This window comes from Synechococcus sp. CC9605 (genome assembly GCF_000012625.1).
GTDB lineage: Bacteria > Cyanobacteriota > Cyanobacteriia > PCC-6307 > Cyanobiaceae > Parasynechococcus.
The window spans coordinates 1,493,486-1,517,844 of record NC_007516.1; the positions used below are offsets into that span (position 1 = coordinate 1,493,486).

Consider the following 24,359-nt stretch of genomic DNA (forward strand, 5'->3'; position numbering starts at 1 on the left):
AGCGCTAAGGGGTGACGCTGGCCTGACCTTTGAGGGCCAACTGACCACTCGCCAGCTGCACCTGCTCGATCCGAATGGCGGGATCCATCGGAAGCAAGGTGTGCGGTTCATCAGCGGTCTCGGGCCGGAAGCACAGCGTTCCCTGCTCGGCATTGAGGCGGAAGCGACGGCGAGCGGGATCCTGATGGGCAGCGACGGGCACCTGCAACTCGAGCAGATCCGAATCAATGCGCAAAGCTCCCAATGGGCTGAGGCCCATCAGCTGCTCAGCCATCCAATCCCCAAGCCAACGCCAGGATTCAGCCAACAAAGCACTGTTGAGCTGACGGCCGTTGAAGCGCACCTCTCCCTCCACCTGGAACGGCTGCTGCAGGGCCAGCATCTGACCGGGACTCAGCAGCTTCATGTCCACTGCAATCGGACCGCTGCACAACTCCACGCTCTGCAAGGGCAGGCCCTGGAAACAGGCATCCCTCGCCTTGAGGGTCACCCCATCCAGACGCCCCCGCAGCAACGACCAGGTGGAACCGTTCAAGGCCAGTTCGAGGCTGCCGAGGCTGTCGCACTGGCTGCGAATCCAGAGGCGCAGGGCCCCTGCCAGCACATTGAGAACGGGATCAGCCATGGGTCAACAGGGCATGACAACGCTCAGCCACCTTGCGGGGCTGATCGATATGGGGGAGGTGGCCGCAGGAGGGGAAGGTCTCCACGGGCTGATCGAGCAGGGCCTGAAGCGCCTGTTTCTGCGGAGCACGAAGAATCCGATCGTTATCACCCCAGATCACGTGCAGTGACTGGGAGGGCAGGGGATCGCCAGAGCCAGCGAAACCACCGCTGCGGGCGAAGGCCGCCAAGGCCTCAGCCCAGCCGGGGCATTGCAGGTGCAACGAGGCGATCTGCTCTTCAGGAGCTCCCACATCCGCATCGGGATCGGCGAAAGCTTGGCGACACAGCCCCCGACGCACGCCGGGACGACCCAGGAACCAGGCACCAACTCGATCCAACAGGGGCGGCACAGGCATCGGCCGCCCCGTTAGACCGGCTGGAGCCAGCAGCAGCAGAGAAGCCACACGCTCGGGATGACGCCGGGCCAATTCCACGGCCACGGACCCTCCCATTGAGGCCCCGATCAGACCCACCGGAGCCTCGGTGGGAAGCCGCTTCAGCAGGGCATCGAGATGCCGCAAAACAGGTTCCGGTCCGTAGTTGAGGCCCAGGGGACGGGGCGAGAAACCAAAACCGAACAGATCGGGGATGAACAGCTGAAACCGTTCATCCAGGAGGGGAGCCAGGCGCCTGTATTCGAGAAAACTGCTGTCGAAACCATGCAGCAGCAACAACGGAAAGCCTTGGCCAAGCACCGCCACCGGGAAGGGATCATCAACACCCAGGCCAGGCAAATTCCACCACTGCACCTGAGCAGCGAGAGACTCGGCCTGCGGGTCAAGCAGAGCCGGCCGCAATTGATCCAGGAGCGTCTTCAAAGGCTGCTGGGGCTTAGTTCCGCAGCACCCACAAGGGCCTCCAGCAAAGCACCAGGCGTCACAGCGAAGGGCAAATGATGCAGATCGGAACCCTCGCGGCAGGCGAAGCGACACACCTCCTGCAACTGACTGAGGCTGGCCTGTGCCAAACCCAGATCATCAAGACTGACGGGCAAGCCGAGCTGCCGAAGCAGCGGCAACAGCTGGCGGTGCGCATGGCCTGCAAGCCGGTTACCACCCAGACGCTCCTCCAGGCGGAGCTGCACAAGGATGCCGAAACCCACCTTCTCGCCATGGAGAACGTGGTGGCAAGCCTCAAGCTGGGTGAGGCCGTTGTGAACGGCGTGGGCCGCAACAGTGCGGCAACGGGCGCCGCCGAGTCCCCCCATCACCCCGGCGGTAAGGGCACAGGCTTCAGCGGTGCGCACCCAGGCGGCACTGTCTGGGTCCCGCAGCGCAGCTGGGCTGTCGAGCAGCAGTTGATCCCGCAGCACCCGTGCCATCTGCACGGCCTGCTGCACCAGACCATCGCTGCTGTCGCCGCTGCTCACTGAGGCTTCGTACCACTTGGCCAGGGCGTCAGCGACGCCACTGGCCAAGGTGCGCGGAGGCGCCTGGCGCACCAGGCCATGGTCAAAGACAAGTAGATCTGGGCAACGATCCAGGGCCACATCCCCTTCAAAAGCACCCTGAGGGGAATAGATGTTGGAGAGAGCCGTCCAGCCAGCACAGGTGGAGGCACTCAGCGGAACGGTGACGCAGGGAAGAGAGAGGCGATGGGCCAGCAGCTTGCCGGCGTCCAGCACTTTTCCACCGCCTGCAGCCAGAACGGCGTCACAGACCTTGGCTTCCGCAGCCACTCTCTGCAGATCCTGCTCACAGCAATCGAACTGGAGCTGAGCCTGAAGGGGATTGAGCCCCTGGGCCTGGAGATCCGACACCAAAAGCTGACGCTGATCCGCAGTGGAAGCACTGCGACCGAGCACCAACGGACGTGAACAGAGGGATTTGATCTGAGGCAAGGCCTCATCCCAGACTCCATCCCCCCGCAAGACGCTGGCGGGGGCAATGGAATGGGACGAGATGGATCGAACCATCAGACGCTGGCACCGGCAAGTTGCGGTGCCGTGTCCACCTGACCTTTGTGGCGGACCACCACCTTCTTGTTCTCGTCGACATCAACTTCGGCGTGTTCGCCGTCCTTGATCCGACCAGACAGCACCTCTTCGGCGAGGGAATCCTCGAGAAGACGCATGACGGCCCGACGCAAGGGACGTGCGCCATAGGCAGGGTTGTAGCCCTCCTCCACCAGGCGCTCCTTAAACGCATCGGACACGGTCAGGGTGATGCCCTTATCGCCCATGCGGCCAAAGACCTCCTTGAGCATAATCTCGGCGATCTCCTTGACCTCGTCGCGGTTGAGCTGACGGAAGACGATAATCTCGTCGAGACGGTTGAGGAATTCAGGGCGGAAGTACTGCTTTAGCTCCTCATTCACCAGGGAACGGATCCGGGTGTACTGAGACTCCTCAGCGCTCTCACCGGAGAATTCGAAGCCGAGGCCGCCGCCACCCTTCTCGATCACCTTCGAACCGATGTTCGAGGTCATGATGATCAGGGTGTTCTTGAAGTCGACCGTGCGGCCCTTGGAATCGGTCAGACGACCGTCTTCCAGAAGCTGCAGCAGCAGGTTGAACACGTCGGGGTGCGCCTTCTCGATTTCATCGAAGAGCACCACGGTGTAAGGCCGGCGACGCACTGCTTCGGTGAGCTGACCGCCCTCGTTGAAGCCTACGTAGCCCGGAGGCGAACCGATCAGCTTGCTGACCGTGTGGCGCTCCATGAATTCCGACATGTCGAGGCGGATCATCGCCTCCTCGCTGCCGAAGAAGTAGGTGGCCAGAGCTTTGGTGAGCTCGGTTTTACCCACACCGGTGGGGCCGGAGAAGATGAAGCTAGCGATCGGACGGTTGGGGTTCTTCAAGCCGACCCGGGCCCGGCGGATGGCCTTGGACACTGCCTTGACGGCTTCGTCCTGGCCAATCAGACGCTTGTGGAGGGTTTCCTCCATGTTGAGCAGCTTGACCGACTCGCTCTCGGTGAGCTTCTGCACCGGAACACCGGTCCAGGAGGCAACTATCTGAGCGATGTCCTCCTCGTTCACCATCGGTGAGCTGTCTGAAGCAGCCGCCTCGGTGAAAGCTGTTTCTCCGGATTCAGCAGTGGTGTCAGCCTTGGCCTCATCCTTGTTGGCCTGCAGCAGAGAACGGATCTGCTCACGCAGTTCCACTTCCTTCTCGCGCAGTTCACCAGCCTTGGTGAAGTCCTGATCGCGAACGGCATCCTCCTTGTCCTTCTGGACGGAACGCAGTTCTTTGTCCACCTCCTTGGCCGCGGGGGGCAGCTTCGAGTTGAGCAAACGCACCCGAGAGCCTGCTTCATCGATCAAATCGATGGCCTTGTCGGGCAGGAAGCGATCAGAGATGTAGCGATCGCCGAGGGTTGCAGCCGCCACAAGGGCGTCGTCGGTGATCTTGAGGCGGTGGTGCTGCTCGTAACGCTCGCGCAGGCCGCGCAGGATTTCGATGGTGTCGTCGATGGACGGCTCACCCACATTCACCGGCTGGAAACGGCGCTCAAGTGCGGCGTCCCGCTCGATGTGCTTGCGATACTCATCAAGGGTGGTGGCACCGATGCACTGGAGCTCACCTCGGGCGAGGGCCGGCTTGAGGATATTGGCTGCGTCGATTGCTCCCTCAGCAGCGCCGGCACCAATCAGGGTGTGCACCTCGTCGATCACAAGGATGACGTTCCCGGCCGACTTGATCTCTTCCATGATCTTCTTGAGGCGCTCTTCAAATTCACCCCGGTATTTGGTGCCAGCCACCAACAGACCGATATCGAGGGTCAGGACGCGCTTGTCTTCGAGGATGTCGGGGATGTCGCCCTGCTGAATGCGCTGGGCCAGACCTTCAGCGATGGCGGTCTTACCGACACCGGGCTCGCCGATCAACACAGGGTTGTTTTTGGTGCGGCGGCCCAGGATCTGTATGACTCGATCGATTTCGTTGTGACGACCCACCACCGGGTCGAGCTTCGCTTCGGTGGCGAGCTGAGTGAGGTTATTGCCAAACTCGTCGAGGGTGGGGGTTTTGGTGGATCCCTTGGCACCGCCGCCACCGCCACCGGCGGAGACTTCAGCGGTTTCACCCAGCATGCGAATCACCTGGGTGCGCACCTTGGCGAGATCAACACCGAGGTTCTCCAGCACCCGAGCGGCTACACCTTCGCCCTCACGGATCAGACCAAGCAGAAGGTGCTCGGTGCCGATGTAGTTGTGACCAAGCTGACGAGCCTCTTCAAGAGACAGCTCCAACACTCGTTTGGCGCGGGGAGTGAAGGGGATCTCAACGGCAACGAAGCCGGATCCACGGCCGATGATCTTCTCAACTTCAACCCGGGCATCCTTGAGGTTGACCCCCATCGACTTGAGGACCTTGGCAGCAACACCCGTTCCCTCGCCGATCAGGCCGAGGAGAATTTGCTCAGTACCAACGAAGTTGTGACCAAGTCTGCGGGCCTCTTCCTGGGCCAGCATGATCACTTTGATGGCCTTCTCGGTGAAGCGTTCAAACATCGCTGGGCCAATGCAGTGATGTCACCAAGCTATCAGGGTTGTGGGACCGCTGCGAGTGTTCGGTTTGTTCGGTCACTTTCCAGTCTGAGACTGGCCTGAAGCGCACAAAAAATAATAATGAATCCAACAAGATTCACCGCTTTTTTTGTCTCCCAGGGACGGGAAACCGAACTTCAAACCGCCGACGTGGGAATCGGGGCTAATGGGATGCGACACCACTGAATGAGGGCATCGCGACCATCGGAGTAGTACCCGGAACGGGTGCCTGCGGTGCGGAAACCGGCTTTGGCGTAAAGCGCCAGAGCGGCAACGTTGTCGCTGGCCACCTCGAGGGTGGCGTGCACGGCGCCGTGCTGTCGTGCCCGTTGCAACAGTGCTTGCAAAAGCAAACCTCCATGGCCGCTGCGACGCCTGTCGGGATCAACAGCCACCGCTGTGATTTGCAGCTCATCGGCCACCAGCCAGCCGCAGGCCACCCCCATCAGGGCGTCGGGCCGCACAAGACCGATGCAGAGGCGCCGGGGGTCGTCCAGCTCCCGCCGCCACTGCTCTTGGGTCCAGAGGCCGTTAAGCGCCCGTTGATCCAGTGCCAGACAGGCTTGCTGCCAGGACGGGTCAAGACGCAGGATCTGCGCAGTCGGTTCGCCCCCTGCAGGGTCGATTCCTAGATTGCCCTTCGACGCCGCCACTCCGTGACCCAAACCATCACCAGTCAACGGCCCTTCGAGGCCAACCGGGATGCGGAGAGCCCCAATCGCAACCTGACCCCGATCACCACAGAACTCGACGGCACCGACCGTCTTGTGGTTGGGGGGTGTCGTCTCAGCGATCTAGCCGAGCGGTACTGCACACCTTTGTATGTGCTGGATGAAGCCACCGTTCGGGCCACCTGCCGCGCCTACCGCGAGGCTCTGAACAAGCATTACGCCGGGCCGTCCCTGCCGATCTACGCCTCCAAGGCCAACAGCTCCCTGGTGATGAGCAGCCTGGCGGCCTCCGAGGGGCTGGGGCTGGATGCCGTGTCCGCCGGTGAATTGCTGACGGCCCTGCGGGGGGGTATGCCCGGGGATCGCATGGTGCTGCACGGCAACAACAAATCCGACGAAGAGCTGCTGCTCGCCTACGCAAACAAGGTGACGATCGTGGTGGACAACCAGCACGACCTCGACCGCCTCGCTGAACTGGTTCCTGCGGGATCGGAACCGGCTCGCCTGATGCTGCGGTTCACCCCCGGCATCGAGTGCCACACGCACGAATACATTCGCACCGGTCACCTGGACAGCAAGTTCGGCTTCGATCCCGACCAGGTGGAACCTGTGCTGCGCAGCCTGGTGGGACAACCCTGGGCCCAGCTCACCGGGCTGCATGCCCACATCGGATCCCAGATTTTTGAACTCGAGCCCCACCGGGATCTGGCGGCGGTGATGGCCGACAAGTTGAAGCTGGCCCGTGACCTGGGCCATCCCGTGACCGACCTCAACGTGGGCGGTGGCCTGGGCATCCGCTACGTGGAGTCGGACGACCCCCCGAGCATTGAGCAGTGGATCAAGGTGGTGGCCGAGGCTGTCACCAGCGCATGCCAGGAGCGGGGACTCGAGCTGCCGCGGTTGATGTGCGAACCGGGTCGCTCCCTGGTGGCGACCGCTGGCGTGACCCTGTATTCGGTGGGCTCACGCAAAACAATCCCGAACGTGCGCACCTACGTGGCCATCGACGGCGGTATGAGCGACAACCCTCGCCCGATCACCTACCAGTCGCTCTACACCTGCTGCCTGGCCGATCGCCCCCTGGCCAAGCCAGACGAAAGCGTGAACCTGGTGGGCAAGCACTGCGAATCCGGCGATGTGCTGCTAAAAGACCTCTCCCTGCCCACCACCGAGAGCGGTGACATCGTCGCCGTGTTCGCAACCGGTGCTTACAACGCCTCTATGAGTTCGAACTACAACCGGATTCCGAGGCCCGCTGCCGTTCTGGTGCACGACGGGTCAGCCGAACTGGTGCAAAAGCGGGAGCAGCCGGATGACCTGCTGCGCTACGACGTTTTGCCAGAACGATTCAACGCGTTACGTTGATTGCAGTAGCGAGAAAGGCGGAGTGAACGTGTTGGCGGTGGTGGATCCGCGCCTAGTGCTCGACGTTCTCTTTGCCTCTTCCATCGGCTTTCTGCTTTTTTCCCGCGTCAACGAGCAGCGCACCCTTTGGCTGCTTCGTGGCTGGTTGTTTCTGGTGGCGATGGCCTGGTTCGTCCAGCGCTTCGCCAACCTGCCCCTCACCACCAAGCTGGTGGACGCGCTGGTTATGGCCTGTTCGCTATCCCTGGCCATCCTTTGGCAAGGGGAGCTGCGTCGCTTGATGGAGTTGCTGGGCACCGGTCGTCTGGCCGTGTTGCTGGGCAATCCCCAGAAAGAGTTCAGCGCTTCGGCGGGCACCGTCAACCAGATCACCGAGGCCGCAGGCCGGCTGTCACAGCTGCGACGTGGGGCCTTGATCGTGGTGGACCTGGGAAGCGACCTCAGGCCTGAGGACTTTCTCAATCCCGGCATTCCCATTGGTGCCGTGCTGAGTCGCGAGCTGATGCTCAACCTGTTCGCCGCCGACACCCCCCTCCACGACGGTGCAGTGCTGGTGCGGGGCAATCGAATCGAGTCGGCGGGGGTGATTCTTCCTCTGTCGAGGCACAGCGTGAGCCGTTTTGGCACCCGTCATCTGGCGGCCCTCGGCATCACTGAACGCTTCGATCGCTGCATCTGCATCGTGGTGTCGGAAGAAACCGGAACGTTGTCGCTGGCGAACCAGGGCAAGCTGGAACGACCGATCACCAGTTCCCGCCTCCAGGAACTGCTCAAGGAGCTGTTCAGTACGGCCGAATCGATGCCGCCGGCACGGCGTACGGTGGGTAGCGCTCCGTCCGAATCGCTGTCTTGAGCCGCCCTCCGGCCACCAGCACTGACACGGCCGATCGTTCGCTTCTGCCTGCGGACCTCGACCCAGGTCGGCTCCCGCAACACGTGGCCCTGATCATGGATGGCAACGGTCGCTGGGCGAAATCACAGGGTTTACCGCGCGTGATGGGCCATCGTGCCGGCGTTGAAGCGCTGAAGTCCACCCTGCGGCTGTGCAGCGACTGGGGCATCCATGCCCTCACGGCCTACGCCTTCTCCACGGAGAACTGGTCGCGCCCGGGGGAGGAGGTGAATTTCCTGATGACCCTGTTCGAACGGGTGTTGCAGGCCGAACTGCAGGCCCTGGAGGCCGAACAGGTGCGGATCCGCTTTCTCGGCGATCTGAAGGCCCTGCCCCAGAAACTGCAGGAGCTGATTGCCGATGCCACGGCCCGCACGGCGGGCAACAACGGCATTCACTTCAACGTGTGCACCAACTACGGCGGACGACGGGAGCTGGTGCAGGCCGCTCAGCGGCTGGCCCAACGCGCTGCTGCCGGAGAGCTGGACCCCGACAGCATCGACGAGAACAGCATCGCCGCCGAACTGTTCACAGCTGGCGAACAGGATCCCGATCTGTTGATCCGCACCAGCGGGGAACACCGCATCAGCAATTTCCTGCTTTGGCAGCTGGCCTATGCCGAAATTCATGTCACCGATGTGCTCTGGCCTGACTTCAATGCCGATGCCTTGAAAGCCGCCCTGCTCGATTTCCAACGTCGCCACCGCCGCTTCGGCGGTCTTGATCCGATCCGCCCATGACCCTCAGCATCCGCCACGACTGGACCACCGAAGAGATCCAGACCCTGCTGGAACTTCCTTTGATGGAGCTGCTTTGGGAGGCCCAAACCGTGCATCGGAAAGCCAACCCGGGCTACCGAGTGCAGCTGGCCTCACTGCTGAGCGTGAAAACGGGGGGCTGCGAAGAAGACTGTGCCTACTGCTCCCAATCGATCCATAACAGCAGTGACGTGACGGCCTTTGAGGCCCAGATGCAGGTGGAGCCGGTGCTTCAGCGGGCCCGGGCCGCCAAGGAGGCCGGTGCCGACCGCTTCTGCATGGGCTGGGCCTGGCGCGAGATCCGAGATGGCGCTCCCTTTGAGGCGATGCTCGAGATGGTGCGCGGGGTGCGTGGCATGGGGATGGAGGCCTGCGTGACCGCGGGAATGCTCACGGATCAGCAGGCGGAACGGTTGGCCGAAGCCGGCCTCACCGCCTACAACCACAACCTCGACACCAGCCCCGAGCACTACGACCGGATCATCTCCACCCGCACCTATCAGGAACGATTGGAAACCCTGGAACGGGTGCGCAAGGCCGGCGTCACCCTTTGCTGCGGCGGCATCATCGGCATGGGTGAAACCCTGCGGGACCGCGCCTCAATGCTGCAGGTGCTGGCCAGCATGAACCCCCATCCCGAAAGCGTTCCTGTGAACGGGCTGGTGGCGGTGGAAGGCACCCCTCTGGAAGATCAGGCTCCCTTTGAACCGCTTGAGCTGGTGCGGATGGTGGCGACCGCGAGGATCCTGATGCCCCACGCCCGGGTGCGGTTGAGCGCCGGCCGCGAATCGATGAGCCGGGAAGCACAGATCCTCTGCCTGCAGGCGGGGGCCGATTCGATCTTCTACGGCGATGTTCTGCTCACCACCGGCAACCCGGATGTGGAGGCTGACCGCCAACTGCTCTCCGATGCGGGGGTGACCGCCAATTGGCAGGAGGAGACGGCGGCGCCGGTCAACTGCTCGCCCCGCTGATCAGCACAGGGCAAGCTTCAACAAATCGATTAAGACGGTGCATCGCTCCGAAACAATGCAACTCAAACAACTTGGCTGGGCCGCTGGTCTGATGCTCCTGGCCAGCAGCATGCAGGCTGCTCCTCAGCCTGAGATTCAGGAGTTGTTCAAGGCGAGTCGTACCCCCGGCGGTCGGATGGTGGCCTATCCGCAAGGAACACCGGAGATGCGGGTGGTTCGCGTTGGCCTGCCGGTGGGAGCAACGATTCCGCTCCACACCCATCCATCACCCGTGGTTGTTGTGGTGACCAAGGGTGCGATGACCAACGTGCGCCTTGTGGACGGCAACGAGGTTGTGAGCGTGGTGCGGCCTGGCGATGGCTTCCTCGAGGGCCATCCGGATGAACCGCACTATGTGACCAACAAAGGCCCTGAACCGGCAGAGGCGCTGGTGACCTTTGCCAGTGTTGAAGGCCTTCCGAACATGATCCCGATGCAATAAATGATCACTTCACTTGATCAAAAGCGTCGTCCCATCTGACGAGAGATGAACGGTCATGGGTCATCGGAATGAATGATCCGAATGGCATTGGCATAGACACCAATCAGGTTCGCCGCCAAGACAACCACCATCGCTGGTTTGACTTCGTCTCCAGGTGGTCTAGGGCTACGCACCTGACACAACCTCCCTCAACTGAGGGATTGCTGAACCATCGTCTTTCCCCCGAATGGGGGATCGATACCACCCCAAAGCAGCCCTTGTGAAGATCTTTTGACTGCAGGGCAAGGCCAGCACCAGCCCTTCCATGAGGCGCCGTGATTGATCCAATCGTCCTTCCATCACTGCTGGGACTGTTTGTTCTTTCCGTGATCCTTGAAACCGTCAAAGACGACCGGCAGCGTCACCACCATCACCGGCATTGAGATCTGGCTGAAACTTCCTTCACCACTGTCGCGGTGATGATCAGCGCCAGGAAAAGGATTTCCATCGCGACGTGCAGTCAGTATTTGTCGTGAAACACCGTTTCAATGGCTGTTGCTGTGAAGACAACAGCCAGCAAGGCGAGGGCCATGGACGGAAGCGAAGCACTCTTCTGTGATGCCATCGAACGCACGCCACTGGGCGTATCGAAAAGCACCGTCCAAATGGAATCGGCAGAAGTCCCTAGGAGCAAATCTGACGGACCAGGCTCTGTCAGCGAGCAGGAACACTGCACAAAACACTCATTGTGTGTGGCATCCCGGTTGAGCTACACCATGTTGGTCTGTGGCTCAGCCATGAAGATCGACAGCGCCAACGCTCAACCCATGGGAAGCCTGATCTTTGAAGGGGGACACAAGCCCTTCCATGCCCTGGCCTGTCCCCTGAAGCCAGCTTCGGTGCGGATCAGCAAGAAGGCCTGACGACGAATCATGCGGGGGGCACGACCCGGCCTGATGCAGGCTGGAGGACTGTTGAACCCGTCACAGCGTGAACCCGAGCAACCTGGAGCCTGGGCTGGCGAACGACAGCCGACTCTTGGTGGCGGCGTTTTATGCCTTCACGCCCCTGGATGACGAGCGTCGGGAGACATTGCTGAGCAGCTTGCCGACCCTGGCCCGCAATGGCAGCGTGCTCGGCTCTGTGTTGGTGGCCCATGAAGGGGTGAACGGCACGATCAGTGGACCGGAATCAGCGGTTGATGCGGTGCTGGATCACCTGCGCACCTCGTTTGATCTGGGCGACGAACACTACGCACGGCTCGAGGTGAAGCGCAGCTGGGCCGAAAAACCGGTGTTCCGACGCTTCAAGGCCCGCCGCAAAAAGGAAATCGTGACCATCGGAGTGGCCAGCGTGGATCCCAGCACCAGCGTGGGCACCTACGTGGAAGCCGAACACTGGAATGCCCTGGTGGATGATCCCGATACACTGGTGATCGACACCCGCAACAGCTACGAAACGGCGATCGGCACGTTCGAGGGGGCCATCGACCCCAGCACCGAGAGCTTCCGCGACTTCCCGCAATGGGCAGAGTCCACGCTGCGGCCCCTGATCGAACAGAAGAGCAGCAAACGCATCGCCATGTTCTGCACCGGTGGGATCCGCTGCGAAAAAGCCAGCAGCTATTTGCAGCAACAGGGTTTCGGGGAGGTGCACCACCTGCGCGGCGGCATCCTCAAGTACCTCGAGCAAGTGCCGGAAGCCGAAAGCCGCTGGCAAGGGGAGTGCTTTGTTTTTGATCAACGGGTGGCGTTAAACCACCAGCTGGAACCTGGAGAGCACAGCCTTTGCCACGCCTGCGGCCTGCCGGTGTCTGCCCAGCAACGCGAACTGCCGAGCTACATCAAGGGGGTGCAGTGCCTGCACTGCGTGGATCGCTTCAGCGATGCCGACCGGGAACGCTTCGCGATGCGGCAGCGCCAGATCGATCAACGTCAGATCGAACAACACAAGATCAACCGGCAGCAGGGCTGAGCCGTCAGGCCGCATCGGACAATCCCTGCCAGGGACCACCCCGATGCCGTGCTGCCGATCCTCTACAGCTTTCGACGCTGCCCTTACGCCATGCGCGCCCGCTGGGCTCTGCTGGAGGCAGGACTATTGGTGCAGTGGCGGGAGATCGCACTGAAGGCCAAACCGGCAGAGATGTTGGCGGTTTCCCCCAAGAGCACGGTTCCCGTGTTGGTGCTGCCGGACGACAGCGTGATCGAGGAAAGCCTGGCGGTGATGCACTGGGCCCTGGATCAAGCGGACCCTCGCGAGCTGCGCAACGCCGGCGATGCCTCAGCGCTGATCGAGCAGAACGACGGCGCGTTCAAACATCATCTCGACCGCTTCAAGTACACCGACCGCTACCCCGGCAACAACAAAGACGAGCAACGCGCCGCTGGCCTGGCCATCCTTCAGAACTGGAACCAGAGAATCGCCGACCAGGGCTGGCTGCTGGGCGCACACTCCTCGCTGGCGGATGCCGCCCTCTGGCCGTTCGTGCGGCAGTGGCGCATCGCCGATCCCGAGGGATTCGACAACGACAACAGCCTGGAAGCTCTGCGCCACTGGCTCCAGCGTTTCCTCGAGGATCCCCGCTTCGAGCGGCTGATGCAGCGGGCCGACCCCTGGAGTGCCGGGGGACAACAACACCACTTCCCTGCCGATGCGGTGGCGGTGCCCCTGGATCAGCCGCTGTTTCACCTGGCCCTCAAAACCGACTGGCAGGCCGCCCAGACCAGCAGCAGCTACCGCATCTCCACCCGGGGGATGACGTTGGAGCAGGTGGGCTTCATCCACTGCTCATGGCAGGAGCAGGTGCAGGCCACCTTTGAGCGCTTTTATGCCGACGCCGACGAGGTGCTGCTGCTGGAGATTGATCCCGCGGCCGTGAACGCCCCGCTGCGGGCCGATGCCATCCCCACTGGCGAACTGTTCCCCCATCTCTACGGGCCGCTGCCCCTGAGGGCAGTGCGCTCGGTCGGCACCATGCCCGCGGCAGCATGACTGAACGACCATGACCGTGGCCAGATCCCGATCGATGCTTGAGCAGCTGGAAGCCGAAGCCCGCGACCGGGGACTGCTGCTGAGATTGCAGGTGGGCCGCCCCCTGGGGCTGTGGAGCCTGCGGCTGGTGGTGGCCCGGCAAGCCCCCAGCGGCAACCTGCTGCTGGGGGAAATGAAGGGATGGGCCTATCCCGCCACCACGGGCCTGCAGCTCGACACGATGCGGGTGATGCCAAAAGCACCTACCGGCGTGGGTGATCTGGTCTGGGCGGCCACCATGGCCTGGGCCCAGGAGGCCACCCCCTGCTCACGGGCCCGGTTGCTGGCAATCCGCGACGACGAGCAGCAGCACCGACGGCTGGTGCGCTACTTCCGCCAACGCGGCTTCAGCAAATCCCGCGATGTGGAAGCGGCGCTCTGGGATCTGCCCCTGCGCATGGTCTGGGGCGGCGCTGGAGCCCTGATGAGTGGTGATCTGGCCACCGTGCTGGAGCGCAGTCTGCGGGGCTGGCGTCAGTCGGCAGCGTGATAGCTGCTGCGCACCAGCGGACCACTGCGAACCTGGGCAAAGCCCAGCTCTCGGGCCACCTCCGCCAGCGCATCGAACTCCTGCGGCGTCCAGTAGCGGGCCACCGGGATGTGCTCCAGTGAGGGACGCAGGTACTGCCCCAGGGTGATCCGTTGGCAATCCACAGCGCGGAGGTCGTGGAGGGTGGCGATCACCTCCTCGCGGCTTTCCCCCAGGCCAAGCATCAGGCCACTTTTGGTGGGGATCTCCGGCGCCAACTCACGGGCGGCCGCCAGTAAACCCAGGGATCGTTCATAGGTGGCACCGCGGCGCACCTCCCCCTGCAACCGCTGCACAGTTTCCAGGTTGTGGTTGAAGCACACTGGCTGGGCTGCCAGCACTGTGGCCAGCCGCTGCCGTTGGGCCGCCAAGGCCTGAGCGTGATCCGCCACACCCCCCCAGAAATCGGGGGTGAGCACCTCCAAGGCGATCAGCGGATTGCGGGCTCGGATCGCCGCCATGGTGCTAGTGAACAGGCAGGCACCGTGATCGGCGAGATCATCGCGGGCCACCGCCGTAAGCACTACATAACGGAGCTGCATCGCCTCCACCGCATCGGCCACCCGCTCGGCTTCGGCGGCATCCACCGGCATCGGGGCCTGGCCCTTGTCCACCTGGCAGAAGGCACAGCTGCGGGTGCAGATCGAGCCACCCAAGAGAAATGTCGCCGTTCCGGCGGCGTAGCACTCGCCGCGGTTGGGGCAGCGCCCCTCCTCACAGATGGTGTGCAGGCGGTTCTGCTTCACCAGCCCCTGCACCCGCTCCAACTCCGAGGCATTGCCGATCGGTCGCCGCAGCCAGTCCGGCAATCGCTCGACCGGAGGGATGGCGCTGTACTTGCTCATACCGGCCGGCGCCCCTCCAAGGCGCGGCTGAGGGTGACCTCGTCGGCGTATTCCAGTTCACTGCCCATCGGCAGGCCATAGGCGATCCGGCTCACCGAACAGAAGGGCTTGAGCAACCGCCCCAGATATAAGCTGGTGGTGTCCCCTTCCACGCTGGGGGTGAGGGCCAGGATCACCTCACTGATCTCCTCGTTGGAAATGCGTTGAACCAATTCGGTGACGCGCAGCAGCTCCGGGCCGATGCCGTCCATGGGTGAGATCAGTCCGCCGAGCACGTGGTAGCGCCCATGAAATTCACGAGTGCGCTCCAGCGCCAAAAGATCGCGGGAATCGGCCACCACACAGATCACGCCATTGCGGCGCTCGGGATTGCGGCAAATCTCACATTCTGGATCGGCGGAGAGGTGGAAGCAGGTCTGGCACTGGCCCACCTGAGTGCGGGCCGCCAACAGAGCATCAGCGAACTGATGGATCTGCTCCTGCGGTTGGTTCAACAGGTGCAGGGCGAGCCGCTGGGCCGTGCGCGGGCCGATGCCGGGCAGACGCTCGAACTGATCAATCAGCCGAGCCAACGGTTTGGTGAAGCCGCTCAGGGATCTGCCGCCGATGCGGGAAATGTAGGAGTTGCGGAGATCATCTGCCGCAACAGTGGTCACGACAATCAGGCCTCAACGGCAGAATGGCCCATGGATTGATCGCCCCGCTGATGCAGCTCCTCCAGTCTCTGAGTCGCGTGATCCTTTGCGGCGTCCTGGCACTGGTGCTGGGGGCCTGTGCAGCGGGACCAACGGCAGGGCTGCAGTCGTACCAAAGCCCGGATGGCCGTTTCGCCTTCCTCTATCCCACCGGTTGGACCGAGGTGCAGGTGAGCAACGGCCCACGGGTGGTGTTTCACGACCTGATCCACAGCGATGAAACCGTGAGCCTGATGATCAACAAGGTGAACGAAGACAACGAGCTGAGTGAACTGGGCAGCGCCGTTGCCGTTGGAGAGCGCCTGCGCCGTGAGGTGATCGCGACCGCCGGCAGCGGCCGCACCGCTGAGCTGGTGGAAGCACAGGAGCGTGAGGTGAATGGCCACACCTTCTATGACCTGGAATACGCCGTGCACCTGGAAGACCGCGACCGCCATGAGTTGGCGACTGTGGTGGTGGATCGGGGCCGGCTTTACACCCTGGCCACCAGCGTCAACGAAGACCGCTGGGACAAGGTTGGTGACCTCTGCGGCAGGGTGGTGCGCTCACTCACCCTGCTGATCTGATCAGAACATGAAGCGGAAACGCCGGTCGTTGGGATCACCAGAATCGGCACCGTTACTCGAATTCGCTGGCCACTCCGTGTCCAGATAACTGATGCCATCGGCATTGAACGGAACAGCCTTCAGGCTGGACGCCTGCAGATCGGTGGTGCCCATGGCGGTGATCAATCCACCCAGTTCCATCGGCCCCAGATCCGTCTCCAAGGCCTGGCCCGCAGCGGTGATCAAAGCCGGCAGGCGGATCAGATTCTGCGGTTGTTTCATCTGCTCAAACAGGCCCTTCAAGGCCAGCTGCTGCCGTTCCAGCCGGCCGAAATCGCCGCGGCCATCGTTGCGCCAACGCAGAAAACCCTCCAGATCCTTGCCCTTCAACAGCTGGGGGCCTGGCTGCAGATCAATCACCAGGTTCTGGCTGCGATCGACGTAATACAGGCGCTTGGGAACGTCCACTTCGATTCCCCCCACCAGGTTGGCCAGGGTTTCGAGCGCGTCCAGACGCACCACGATGTGGTGGCGGATCGGGCGGTTCATCAGGCGCGACAACTCCTGCTCCACCGCCTCCACACCGCCGTAGGCCATCAACGCATTGAGCTTGATGCCACCGAAGCCCTCAGCATCGATGTAGCTGTCGCGGGGGATCTGGGTGATCGACGTGGTGGTGCCATCCACCCGCACCGTGAAGATCACATCGGTGTTGCTGCCGAGGCGATCCCGGCCCAGCACCACCACCTCCCTGGCCCCGAAGCCGGTCCAGCCAGCAAACGGGTTGGCCAGCGGCGCGGGTTGAGGCAGCGCGAAGGGTTCGTCTGCCGTGCTGGATGGCGCTGTGATCAACCGGCTCAGGGGAACCGAGAGAATCAGACCACCACTGAGACCCGCAACCACAGCAGCAGCCACCGGCCAGTTCATGGCCACGGAGGACGCCTTAGCAGGGGGGACTTGTGGCATGGGGCACACGTTACGCTGTATTTTGGCGTGCTCGTCCCTTCTCGGGTAGGGCGGCGAAGCCCTCCGTCAAACCAAGGGGTCGCTGATCACCATCGAGGCGCAGGGGAGCTGGCGGATCAGTTTGCTGGTGCGATCACTTCCGGGAATCGGCAGACCGGCCACCCGCCTGCGCTGGGTGCGCAGGATCACCAGGTCGTGTTCGCCGCTGAGGCGATGAATGGCCCCATCAATGCCGGGCCCCCGCACGATCACGATGTGAAACCGCTCCTCAGGGATGCCCGGCGGGCGCCAGCGGATCAACTGCTGTTCCATCCAATGACGGTCCTGCCCGCTGAAGCGGGGATCGTGCACATGCAGCAGGGTGATCCGAACGCGCTGATCCTCAGGGGCTGAATTGATCACCCGCAGCGCCAGTTCGAACTGCTCGCGGGCGCTAGCGGAGAGGTCTTTGATCGGAACAAGGATCCGGCCCAGACCGCTATCGGTCTCACGGCCCAGGTTCACCACCACCACCGGACAGTGGGCCGTGCGGCAGACCCCATCGACGATGTCGCCCATCAGCCAGGCCCGGAGTTGATCGCTGCGGGATGCACCGACCAGCAACAGGTCCGCAGCCTGTTCCAAGGCCGTGCGGCTCATGCCACCGGCGATGTCTTCATCCAGCCGCAGCAGGCTGCGGGTGGGTACCTCCAACTGGGCACCGATGCTCTCCGCTGTGCTGAGGCGTCCGCGCGCTGCGGCAACGGCCCGGTTCAAACCACCACGCATCTCCTCAAGGCTGGGATTCACCATCGCCAGGGGAAGCAGCAACCCTTCAGCCCCCGATGAGCCCTGCACCAGCCGGGCCGCCATGCTCAACAACCCCTTCTCGGTGCTGGGGTTGGCCACCGGCACCACGATGCGCAGGGGGCGCTGCACCACCTCATTGACGCCATCCAGCACCGCCGCCTCCTCACCGAAGCTGACCGGCACCGCATCAGGCCTGGGATCCTTGAGCCGTGTCACCGATTGCTCGGTGAGGATCGGCCCGAGGGTGGCCGTCACCACCATCACCGCCAGCACGCTGTTGAGCACGGTCTGATTGAGCAGCCCCGCCTGGTAGCCGATGAAGGCCGTGGCCAGGGTCGCCGCCACCTTGGGCATCGTCAGCGACCACATCATCAGGATCTGGGCGCGGCGGTAACCGAAAAGCCGTCCGCTGAGCCAGGACGCCAGACCCTTGCCGCCGATGGCCCCCACCAGCATCAGCGCGGTGAACTGAAAGTTGCCAAGGCTGTCGCCAAGGCTGCCCAGATCCAGCAGCAATCCCAGGTCGATGAAGAAGATCGGGATGAACAACACCCCACCCACAAAAATCACCTGTTCCTTCACCCGGCCCTCGGGCAGCACGGAATTCACCGCCAGACCAGCCAGAAAGGCGCCGACAATCTTTTCGACGCCGGCCAGCTCAGCCCCCAGGGACGCCAGGAACAGGGCCACCAGAACAGCGAGCACCATCCGGTTTTCATCGCTGATGCCGCGCAACACCAGGCGCCGGCCCAGCCAGCGGATGCCGATCACCACCACCAGAGCGAAGCCACCGATCTTGAGCAGCAACAGGCCCAGGCCCAGGCCGCTGAGGCTGCCCTGGCCCAACCCCAGCCCCACCGCCAGGAGCAGCAGGGCCACGATGTCGGTGAAGATCGTGCTGCCCACACTCACCACCACCGACTCATCCTTCTGGGCGCCGTAACTGCGCACGATCGGATAGCCCAAGGGGGTGTGGGTGGCCATCAGGGCACCGAGCAACAGGCACGACACCGAGGCGAAGCCCGCCATCAGGCCGATCGAAACGCCCGTGCCCACGCCGATCAACAGGATCAGCAGGCCATAGATGAACGAGCGGCGCTTGACCCGGTTGAACTCCTCGAGGTCAATCTCAAGACCCATCGTGAACAGCAGATATACCGCCCCGAGATCGGAGAGGAGCCGCACCGTTTCGCTGCTGCTGTCGACCCAGTTCAAAGCGTGGGGACCCACCACCACGCCCGCCGCCAGCAACCCCACCAGATCGGGCAGACCCAGCCGCCGGATCAGCGGCGGCACCGCCGCACTGATCGCCACCAACAGTGAGAACACCCCGAGAGGGTGATGCATGACATGGCTGATCGAGGCCTGCATGGCCATGGCTGCACCGCCGGCTTGCGGACCCAGCATGGTCGCCGGATCTAACTGCAAAAACAGCTGCTTCAGGAAGCGACAACCCCTTCGCCGGCCTGCACCTGCCAGAGGTTGGTGTACATCCCGCCCTGGGCCACCAGGCTGTCGTGACAGCCCTGCTCCACAATCCGGCCCTGGTCCATCACCACGATCCAGTCGGCATGGCGAACCGTGCTGAGCCGGTGGGCGATCACCACGGTGGTGCGCTGCTGGGTGATCTGCACCAAGGAGCGCTGAATCGCGGCTTCGGTGTCGTTGTCCACTGCTGCAGTGGCTTCATCAAGCACCAGCACCGGTGCATCCTTGAGGATGGCGCGGGCCAGGGCGATGCGCTGGCGTTGTCCGCCCGAGAGGCGCTGCCCCCGCTCCCCCACCAGGGTGTCGTACCTCTGGGGCAAGGCGTCGATGAAGCCAGCGGCTTCCGCCAGGCGAGCGGCCTGCTCAATCGCCAGCGGATCGGGATCCGCGACCCCATAGGCGATGTTCTCGGCCACGGTGCCGTGGAAAAGGTAGACGTCCTGGCTCACCAGGGCGATGCAGCGACGCAGGTCCTGCAGCTGCAGGGTGTCGATGGAGACCCCATCCAGGCAGATGCGTCCGCCATCACGCTCGTACAGCCGCAAGAGCAGCTTCACCACGGTGCTCTTGCCGGAGCCCGTTGCCCCGACGATGCCTAGAGTCGAACCCGCCGGCACGGTGAGATCGAAGCCCTGCAGCAGCGTTCCTCGACCGGCATAGCCGAAATCCACCGCTTCAAAGCGAATCTCACCCCGCAGCCGCTGCGGATCCACCGGCACCGTTCCTCCCTGGATCAACACCGGCGTGTCAATCAGATCAAGCACCCGTTGCGTGGAGGCCATCGAGCGCTGGTATTCATCCAGAGTTCGGCCAATGGCGGTTAACGGCCAGAGCAGCCGCTGGGTGATGAACACCAGAACGCTGTAGGTGGCCACCGGAAGTTCACCGGCCAGAGCCTTGAACCCACCGATCAACAGGATCGCCAGGAAGGCGAACAAAATCGCGAAGCGAATCAAGGGGATGAAGGCCGCCGAGAGACGAATCGCCCCGGCATTGCTCTGGCGGTAGGCCAGGCTTTCTGCCCGCAGGCGCTCCAGTTCCAGAGCTTCAGCGGTGAAGCTCTTGATCGTGAGCATCCCCCCCAGGTTGTTGGCGAGCCGGGAGGAGAGATCGCCCACCCGGGCGCGCACCTCCCGGTAGCGCGGCGCCAGCTGGCGCTGGAAATGCAGCGATCCCCAAAGAATCACCGGGATCGGCAGGTAAGCGAACAGCGCCACCTCCGGCGCCACCATCGCCATGCCAATGCCCACCACCAGCACGGTGGTGATCAACTGCAGGATCTGATTAGCACCCCGATCCAGAAACCGTTCGAGCTGGTTGATGTCGTCATTGAGCACCGCCATCAGGCGCCCGGTGCTGTCCTGCTCGAAAAAGGACAGCTCCAGCTTCTGCAGATGGTCGTAGGCCTCGAGCCTCAGGCTGTGCTGGGTGGTTTGCGCCAGGTTGCGCCAGAGCACGTCGTAGAGGTACTCGAACAGCGACTCCGCCGCCCAGATCACAAAAGTGAGCAGGGCCAGACCCAACAGTTGATGGCCGGCGGTCTTCAGCCCGAAACCCGCCAGCACGGACTGCTCTTTGAGCAACACCACATCCACGGCCAAGCCTATCAAGATCGGCGGCGCCAGATCGAAGAGCTTGTTGAGCAGGGAGCAGGTCACCGCTGCAACCACCAGGCGGCTTTGGGGCGCCAGATGGCCTAACAATCGCATCAGGGGGGAGCGCGTTGCTGAAGCTTTCCTGAGGGTTCGTTCCGACACGGTTTTCACCCCTGAAGACTCACTACAACAGAACCACAACTGAAGGAGGTGACATGAGCCGATCAAGGTCGTTCAACCGCTTTCACCGCTACCTGGCGCGGCAGAAACGCCGCGGACTGCGGGCTGTCCTGCCCCAGTTCCAGGACGCCCGTGATCGTCAGCAAAGCCCAGCAGACAGCAGCAATGAAGTGCTGCGTCGGCTGAGGTTGCGTGAAATCGAAATGGACCTGACGGAGGCCGAGGCCTGAAGCTCAGCCGCGGTAACCGCCGCCACCACCACGGGGGCCGCCGGAGCGCTCCCGGGGGGTGGCTTTGCTGACGCGGATCATGCGGCCCATCCACTCCACGTCCTGAAGATCGTCGATGGCTTTCTGCTCGTCGGCATCGTTGACCATCTCGACGAAAGCGAAACCGCGTTTGCGGCCGGTCTCACGGTCCAGGGGCAGGCTGCAGTTCTTGACCTCGCCGTACTCACTGAAGAGATCGAAGAGGTGCTCCTGCTCCGCCTGGAACGAAAGATTGCCGATGTAGATGGTCATGGACCGTGGAACCGTTGAACGTGCTCAGTCGCTTGAGCCGGTTCCGAAAGCTCGGAAAGGGCCAGTGCTCAGGCGTGAACCCGATGACGTTACAGGGCAGTCGCACGAATAGACACAAAAAAAAGAAGCAAATGGGAAGACTCGCCAGAAACTGAGCTATTCACTCCATTGTCAGAAGACCCTGACGCAGGAGAGAGATGACATTCGACGGCCTTTGTTTCCGGGCTCTGAGCTGGACCGCCGATGGAGAGCTGGACCCAGTGGACAAGCTTGTGCTGCTCAACAACTTGATCCGGCAGGCCACGCCGAGCGAGCAGATCGAGTTGATTCAGGTGGTGGAGAAATTGGCTCTGTTACGGCCCGAGACCACTGTTCAGGTGAGCAATCTCTGACCGTTCTTGATCCCCGGGATCAGAGGCCGTAGGTCTCGGCTGCCTTGGCCTTGCAGGTGGCCTGTGCCGTCTGGATCCCCGCCCCGTTCTGAACCTCGGCAAGGAAACAACGGCAGGTGTCGTCCACCATTCCCTCCGGAGGAACAGTCCCTGCCCTTTGCAGCTCGGCCTTCACAGCTGTTCTGCAGAACTGGGTGATCAGGCTGTTGTCCGAAGCTGAAGCGGCCAGGGGAGCCGAAAGCAGGCCAACAGCCAGCAGCGCACGCATCAAGAGGCCTTGCTGATTTGCAGTTCGCGGTTCATCACGCGCAGGCGTTGAAGGCTGTTGAACACATCCTCTGGCATGCCCTTGGGGAGATCCACCAGGCTGTGATTGTCGAAAATCTGGATCCGACCGATCATCCGGCCCTGCAGTCCGGTCTCACCGGCGATGGCGCCCACGAGGTTGCCGGGTTTGACCCGATCGCGGTGACCCACCTCAACGCGGTAACGCTGCATGTTCTCCTCAGGTGCCCGTGCCGGACGCTCGCGCCGCTCACGGCGATCTCCTGAATGGCGATCACGGTCGCGGTCGTTGCGACGGGTGTTCTGAATCCAGTCGTCGTCACCCTTGCGCAGCAGCGCATCGGGTCCGATGGCCAGGTTCAGTGCTGCCATGGCCAGCTGCTCGGGGCTTAGCTCGAGTTCCGTGGCCACCCGCTGCATCAACTCCTGAAGCAAGGCCGCTTCATCGGCATCAGGACGTTGGGATTGGGCTGCATCACTCAAACGCTTGCGCAGGCGGTCGAGCCGTCCCTGGTTGATGGCCGTGTTGCCGGGCACCTCCATCGCTTCGATCGGCTGCCCCGTGGCCCGCTCGAGGTTGCGGATGAAGCGCCTTTCCCGTGGGGTCACGAACAGAACCGCTTCGCCGGTGCGTCCAGCCCGGCCCGTCCGGCCGATGCGGTGCACGTAGGCCTCGCTGTCGAACGGCATGTCGTAGTTGATCACCAGGCCGATGCGCTCCACATCAAGACCCCTCGCCGCAACGTCGGTGGCCACAAGGATGTCGACCGATCCACTGCGCAACCGCTCCACGGTGCGTTCCCGCTGGTTCTGGGGAACATCGCCATTGAGCACCGCCACCTGATGGCCGCCGGCTTCAAGGGTTTCAGCCACGGTCAGGGTGATCGCCTTGGTGCGGGCGAAGATGATCACACCCTCACTACCACAGGCGTCGAGAACCCGTTGCAGGGCTTCGAGCTTGTGCGGCATCGGCACCGTGATCGAGCGCTGGCGTATCCGCTTGCCTTCCTGATCCTTGGTGCGGATCGTGACCTCAGCAGGATCCTTGAGATAACGCTTGGACAGACGACGGATCTCAGGAGGCATCGTCGCGGAGAACAGAACCACCTGACGCTGCTCAGGAAGCTGATCGAGGATCCACTCCACATCGTCGATGAAGCCCATGCGGAGCATTTCGTCTGCTTCATCGAGCACCAGGCTGCGCAGACCACTGGTGTCGAGCGTGCCCTGACGCATGTGGTCCATCACCCGGCCAGGGGTGCCTACCACCACATCCACACCGCGCCTGAGAGCACTGATCTGAGAGCGGAAATCCGTGCCGCCGTACACCGCCAGCACCTTCAGATGGGGATGGCCGGCGGAATAGGCCTTGAACGATTCGGCCACCTGCATCGCCAGCTCCCGTGTGGGGGCGAGAACGAGAGCCTGGGGTGTTTTCTGGCCGCTTTCCAGACGCTCGAGCAACGGCAACGCAAACGCTGCTGTTTTACCGGTGCCGGTCTGGGCCTGACCCACCAAATCGCGGCCAAGCATCAGCTCGGGGAAGGCCGCCTTCTGAATGGGGGAAGGTTCGCTGTATCCCTTGTCCGCCAGGGTGCGGAGCAGGGCCTCGCTGAAACCAAAACCGGCAAAACCGGATTCCGGTTCAGCCGATGTGATGGTGGTGGTGAACACCTCAGCATTGGAGTTGGCTTCCGGCAGTTCGGATGCAGAAAGATCCACTGCGCAGGCGGAATCGTCGCGCTGCTGTTGCTGTTCGGTCATAAAAGGTGGCTTCGCCTGATTGATCTCTGAAATCAGGCTCACAACCTCCCTGCAACGTAAGAGTTGCCCTCTGGTTGTGTTGCCTACGCTTCAAAGGTTGGCACTCAAGTTATCACCCGGCCGTAATCATCCTGCAGCCGTTCGATGTCGTCTTCCCGCAGATCATCACCGTGCTGAACTTCCAGAATCAGCAGATCTGAACTGTCTGCACGGGCGCGATGCACAGCGCCGCAGGGGATCGAGAGCATGACGCCCGCGCTGGCCGCGTGCCATGTCTCACCGCAGAGCAAAGCCCCCGAACCCGACACCACGGTCCAACTTTCGCTGCGATGACGATGCCGCTGAAGGGACAACTGCTGCCCGGCATGAACCAGCAGCCGTTTGACCAAATAGTTGTCCCCCTGGGTCAGCGTTTCGTACCAGCCCCAGGGACGCTCAACCCGCATCAGTCCACC

26 protein-coding genes are annotated in these 24,359 nt (G+C 62.8%); 12 read left to right on the forward strand and 14 right to left on the reverse strand.

The features are described 5' to 3' along the window. Positions 1-4 precede the first annotated feature (4 nt). From SYNCC9605_RS08110 to SYNCC9605_RS08130, 5 genes are all read right to left on the reverse strand, one after another. Entirely contained in the window at positions 5-625 is a 621-nt protein-coding gene (locus tag SYNCC9605_RS08110; RefSeq protein WP_011364584.1) for an LmeA family phospholipid-binding protein, read from the reverse strand. Continuing rightward, positions 618-1,484, reverse strand: a complete 867-nt coding sequence (locus SYNCC9605_RS08115; protein WP_011364585.1) for an alpha/beta fold hydrolase — start codon at positions 1,482-1,484, stop codon at positions 618-620. Before SYNCC9605_RS08115 ends, SYNCC9605_RS08110 begins: the two co-directional genes overlap by 8 nt. After that, complete coding sequence (locus tag SYNCC9605_RS08120; RefSeq protein ID WP_011364586.1) at positions 1,481-2,581, reverse strand: iron-containing alcohol dehydrogenase family protein; 1,101 nt, start codon at positions 2,579-2,581, stop codon at positions 1,481-1,483. Before SYNCC9605_RS08120 ends, SYNCC9605_RS08115 begins: the two co-directional genes overlap by 4 nt. After that, complete coding sequence (locus SYNCC9605_RS08125) at positions 2,581-5,121, reverse strand: ATP-dependent Clp protease ATP-binding subunit (protein ID WP_011364587.1); 2,541 nt, start codon at positions 5,119-5,121, stop codon at positions 2,581-2,583. Before SYNCC9605_RS08125 ends, SYNCC9605_RS08120 begins: the two co-directional genes overlap by 1 nt. A 173-nt stretch (positions 5,122-5,294) precedes the next feature. After that, positions 5,295-5,810 (reverse strand): GNAT family N-acetyltransferase, encoded by a 516-nt coding sequence (locus tag SYNCC9605_RS08130; RefSeq protein ID WP_011364588.1) that lies wholly within the window; start codon positions 5,808-5,810, stop codon positions 5,295-5,297. A 3-nt stretch (positions 5,811-5,813) separates the two neighbouring features. Here SYNCC9605_RS08130 and lysA point away from each other — a divergent pair, with 3 nt between their 5' ends. The 9 genes from lysA to SYNCC9605_RS08170 all read left to right on the forward strand — a co-directional run bounded on the left by lysA (position 5,814) and on the right by SYNCC9605_RS08170 (position 13,800). After that, positions 5,814-7,193, forward strand: coding sequence for a diaminopimelate decarboxylase (gene lysA, locus SYNCC9605_RS08135; RefSeq protein WP_011364589.1), 1,380 nt, complete (start codon positions 5,814-5,816; stop codon positions 7,191-7,193). Between the two features lie 22 nt (positions 7,194-7,215). Beyond that, entirely contained in the window at positions 7,216-8,046 is an 831-nt protein-coding gene (cdaA, locus tag SYNCC9605_RS08140) for a diadenylate cyclase CdaA (protein WP_011364590.1), read from the forward strand. Further along, on the forward strand, positions 8,043-8,825 hold the full coding sequence (locus SYNCC9605_RS08145) for an isoprenyl transferase (protein WP_011364591.1): 783 nt from the start codon (positions 8,043-8,045) through the stop codon (positions 8,823-8,825). Before cdaA ends, SYNCC9605_RS08145 begins: the two co-directional genes overlap by 4 nt. Further along, positions 8,822-9,817 (forward strand): biotin synthase BioB, encoded by a 996-nt coding sequence (gene bioB / locus SYNCC9605_RS08150; RefSeq protein WP_011364592.1) that lies wholly within the window; start codon positions 8,822-8,824, stop codon positions 9,815-9,817. Before SYNCC9605_RS08145 ends, bioB begins: the two co-directional genes overlap by 4 nt. Positions 9,818-9,872: 55 nt before the next feature. Further along, complete coding sequence (locus SYNCC9605_RS08155) at positions 9,873-10,298, forward strand: cupin domain-containing protein (RefSeq protein ID WP_011364593.1); 426 nt, start codon at positions 9,873-9,875, stop codon at positions 10,296-10,298. A 776-nt stretch (positions 10,299-11,074) separates the two neighbouring features. Continuing rightward, complete coding sequence (locus SYNCC9605_RS15485; protein ID WP_255445601.1) at positions 11,075-11,200, forward strand: hypothetical protein; 126 nt, start codon at positions 11,075-11,077, stop codon at positions 11,198-11,200. Positions 11,201-11,267: 67 nt separating this feature from the next. Next, positions 11,268-12,251, forward strand: a complete 984-nt coding sequence (locus SYNCC9605_RS08160; protein ID WP_011364595.1) for a rhodanese-related sulfurtransferase — start codon at positions 11,268-11,270, stop codon at positions 12,249-12,251. A 48-nt stretch (positions 12,252-12,299) separates the two neighbouring features. Then, positions 12,300-13,271 (forward strand): DUF952 domain-containing protein, encoded by a 972-nt coding sequence (locus SYNCC9605_RS08165; RefSeq protein WP_011364596.1) that lies wholly within the window; start codon positions 12,300-12,302, stop codon positions 13,269-13,271. A gap of 34 nt (positions 13,272-13,305) precedes the next feature. Continuing rightward, entirely contained in the window at positions 13,306-13,800 is a 495-nt protein-coding gene (locus SYNCC9605_RS08170) for a hypothetical protein (RefSeq protein ID WP_041435678.1), read from the forward strand. On the opposite strand, the gene lipA is transcribed toward SYNCC9605_RS08170, so the two are convergent. Both lipA and recR read right to left on the reverse strand, forming a co-directional pair. Further along, a complete protein-coding gene (gene lipA, locus SYNCC9605_RS08175; protein ID WP_011364598.1) occupies positions 13,785-14,684 on the reverse strand; it encodes a lipoyl synthase in 900 nt (299 codons plus the stop codon). The two genes, SYNCC9605_RS08170 and lipA, sit on opposite strands and share 16 nt — an antisense overlap. After that, complete coding sequence (gene recR, locus SYNCC9605_RS08180) at positions 14,681-15,256, reverse strand: recombination mediator RecR (RefSeq protein WP_041435682.1); 576 nt, start codon at positions 15,254-15,256, stop codon at positions 14,681-14,683. Before recR ends, lipA begins: the two co-directional genes overlap by 4 nt. Positions 15,257-15,363: 107 nt before the next feature. On the opposite strand from recR, the gene psbP reads away from it, so the two are divergent. Continuing rightward, positions 15,364-15,945: a photosystem II reaction center PsbP gene (gene psbP / locus SYNCC9605_RS08185; protein ID WP_011364600.1), complete on the forward strand. Its 582-nt coding sequence runs from the start codon at positions 15,364-15,366 to the stop codon at positions 15,943-15,945. Here the strand turns inward: psbP and SYNCC9605_RS08190 are convergent, their stop codons facing one another. From SYNCC9605_RS08190 to SYNCC9605_RS08200, 3 genes are all read right to left on the reverse strand, one after another. Continuing rightward, on the reverse strand, positions 15,946-16,890 hold the full coding sequence (locus SYNCC9605_RS08190) for an LCP family protein (RefSeq protein ID WP_011364601.1): 945 nt from the start codon (positions 16,888-16,890) through the stop codon (positions 15,946-15,948). Positions 16,891-16,956: 66 nt separating this feature from the next. Beyond that, on the reverse strand, positions 16,957-19,056 hold the full coding sequence (locus SYNCC9605_RS08195) for a cation:proton antiporter (RefSeq protein WP_011364602.1): 2,100 nt from the start codon (positions 19,054-19,056) through the stop codon (positions 16,957-16,959). Between the two features lie 62 nt (positions 19,057-19,118). Next, on the reverse strand, positions 19,119-20,876 hold the full coding sequence (locus SYNCC9605_RS08200; RefSeq protein ID WP_049749463.1) for an ABC transporter ATP-binding protein: 1,758 nt from the start codon (positions 20,874-20,876) through the stop codon (positions 19,119-19,121). A gap of 101 nt (positions 20,877-20,977) precedes the next feature. On the opposite strand from SYNCC9605_RS08200, the gene SYNCC9605_RS08205 reads away from it, so the two are divergent. Beyond that, positions 20,978-21,172, forward strand: coding sequence for a hypothetical protein (locus tag SYNCC9605_RS08205; RefSeq protein WP_011364604.1), 195 nt, complete (start codon positions 20,978-20,980; stop codon positions 21,170-21,172). Positions 21,173-21,175: 3 nt separating this feature from the next. Here the strand turns inward: SYNCC9605_RS08205 and SYNCC9605_RS08210 are convergent, their stop codons facing one another. Beyond that, positions 21,176-21,463: an RNA recognition motif domain-containing protein gene (locus SYNCC9605_RS08210; protein ID WP_011364605.1), complete on the reverse strand. Its 288-nt coding sequence runs from the start codon at positions 21,461-21,463 to the stop codon at positions 21,176-21,178. Between the two features lie 197 nt (positions 21,464-21,660). On the opposite strand from SYNCC9605_RS08210, the gene SYNCC9605_RS08215 reads away from it, so the two are divergent. Further along, positions 21,661-21,855 carry a hypothetical protein gene (locus tag SYNCC9605_RS08215; protein ID WP_011364606.1) on the forward strand — a complete coding sequence of 65 codons (195 nt, stop codon included), beginning with the start codon at positions 21,661-21,663 and terminating at the stop codon, positions 21,853-21,855. 19 nt (positions 21,856-21,874) lie between these two features. Here the strand turns inward: SYNCC9605_RS08215 and SYNCC9605_RS08220 are convergent, their stop codons facing one another. From SYNCC9605_RS08220 to SYNCC9605_RS08230, 3 genes are all read right to left on the reverse strand, one after another. Beyond that, on the reverse strand, positions 21,875-22,123 hold the full coding sequence (locus SYNCC9605_RS08220) for a hypothetical protein (RefSeq protein WP_011364607.1): 249 nt from the start codon (positions 22,121-22,123) through the stop codon (positions 21,875-21,877). Further along, positions 22,123-23,904, reverse strand: coding sequence for a DEAD/DEAH box helicase (locus SYNCC9605_RS08225; protein ID WP_041434887.1), 1,782 nt, complete (start codon positions 23,902-23,904; stop codon positions 22,123-22,125). The genes SYNCC9605_RS08220 and SYNCC9605_RS08225 overlap by 1 nt, the downstream gene beginning before the upstream one ends. Before the next feature lie 104 nt (positions 23,905-24,008). Beyond that, positions 24,009-24,350 carry a phosphomannose isomerase type II C-terminal cupin domain gene (locus tag SYNCC9605_RS08230; protein WP_011364609.1) on the reverse strand — a complete coding sequence of 114 codons (342 nt, stop codon included), beginning with the start codon at positions 24,348-24,350 and terminating at the stop codon, positions 24,009-24,011. Positions 24,351-24,359: the final 9 nt, after the last annotated feature.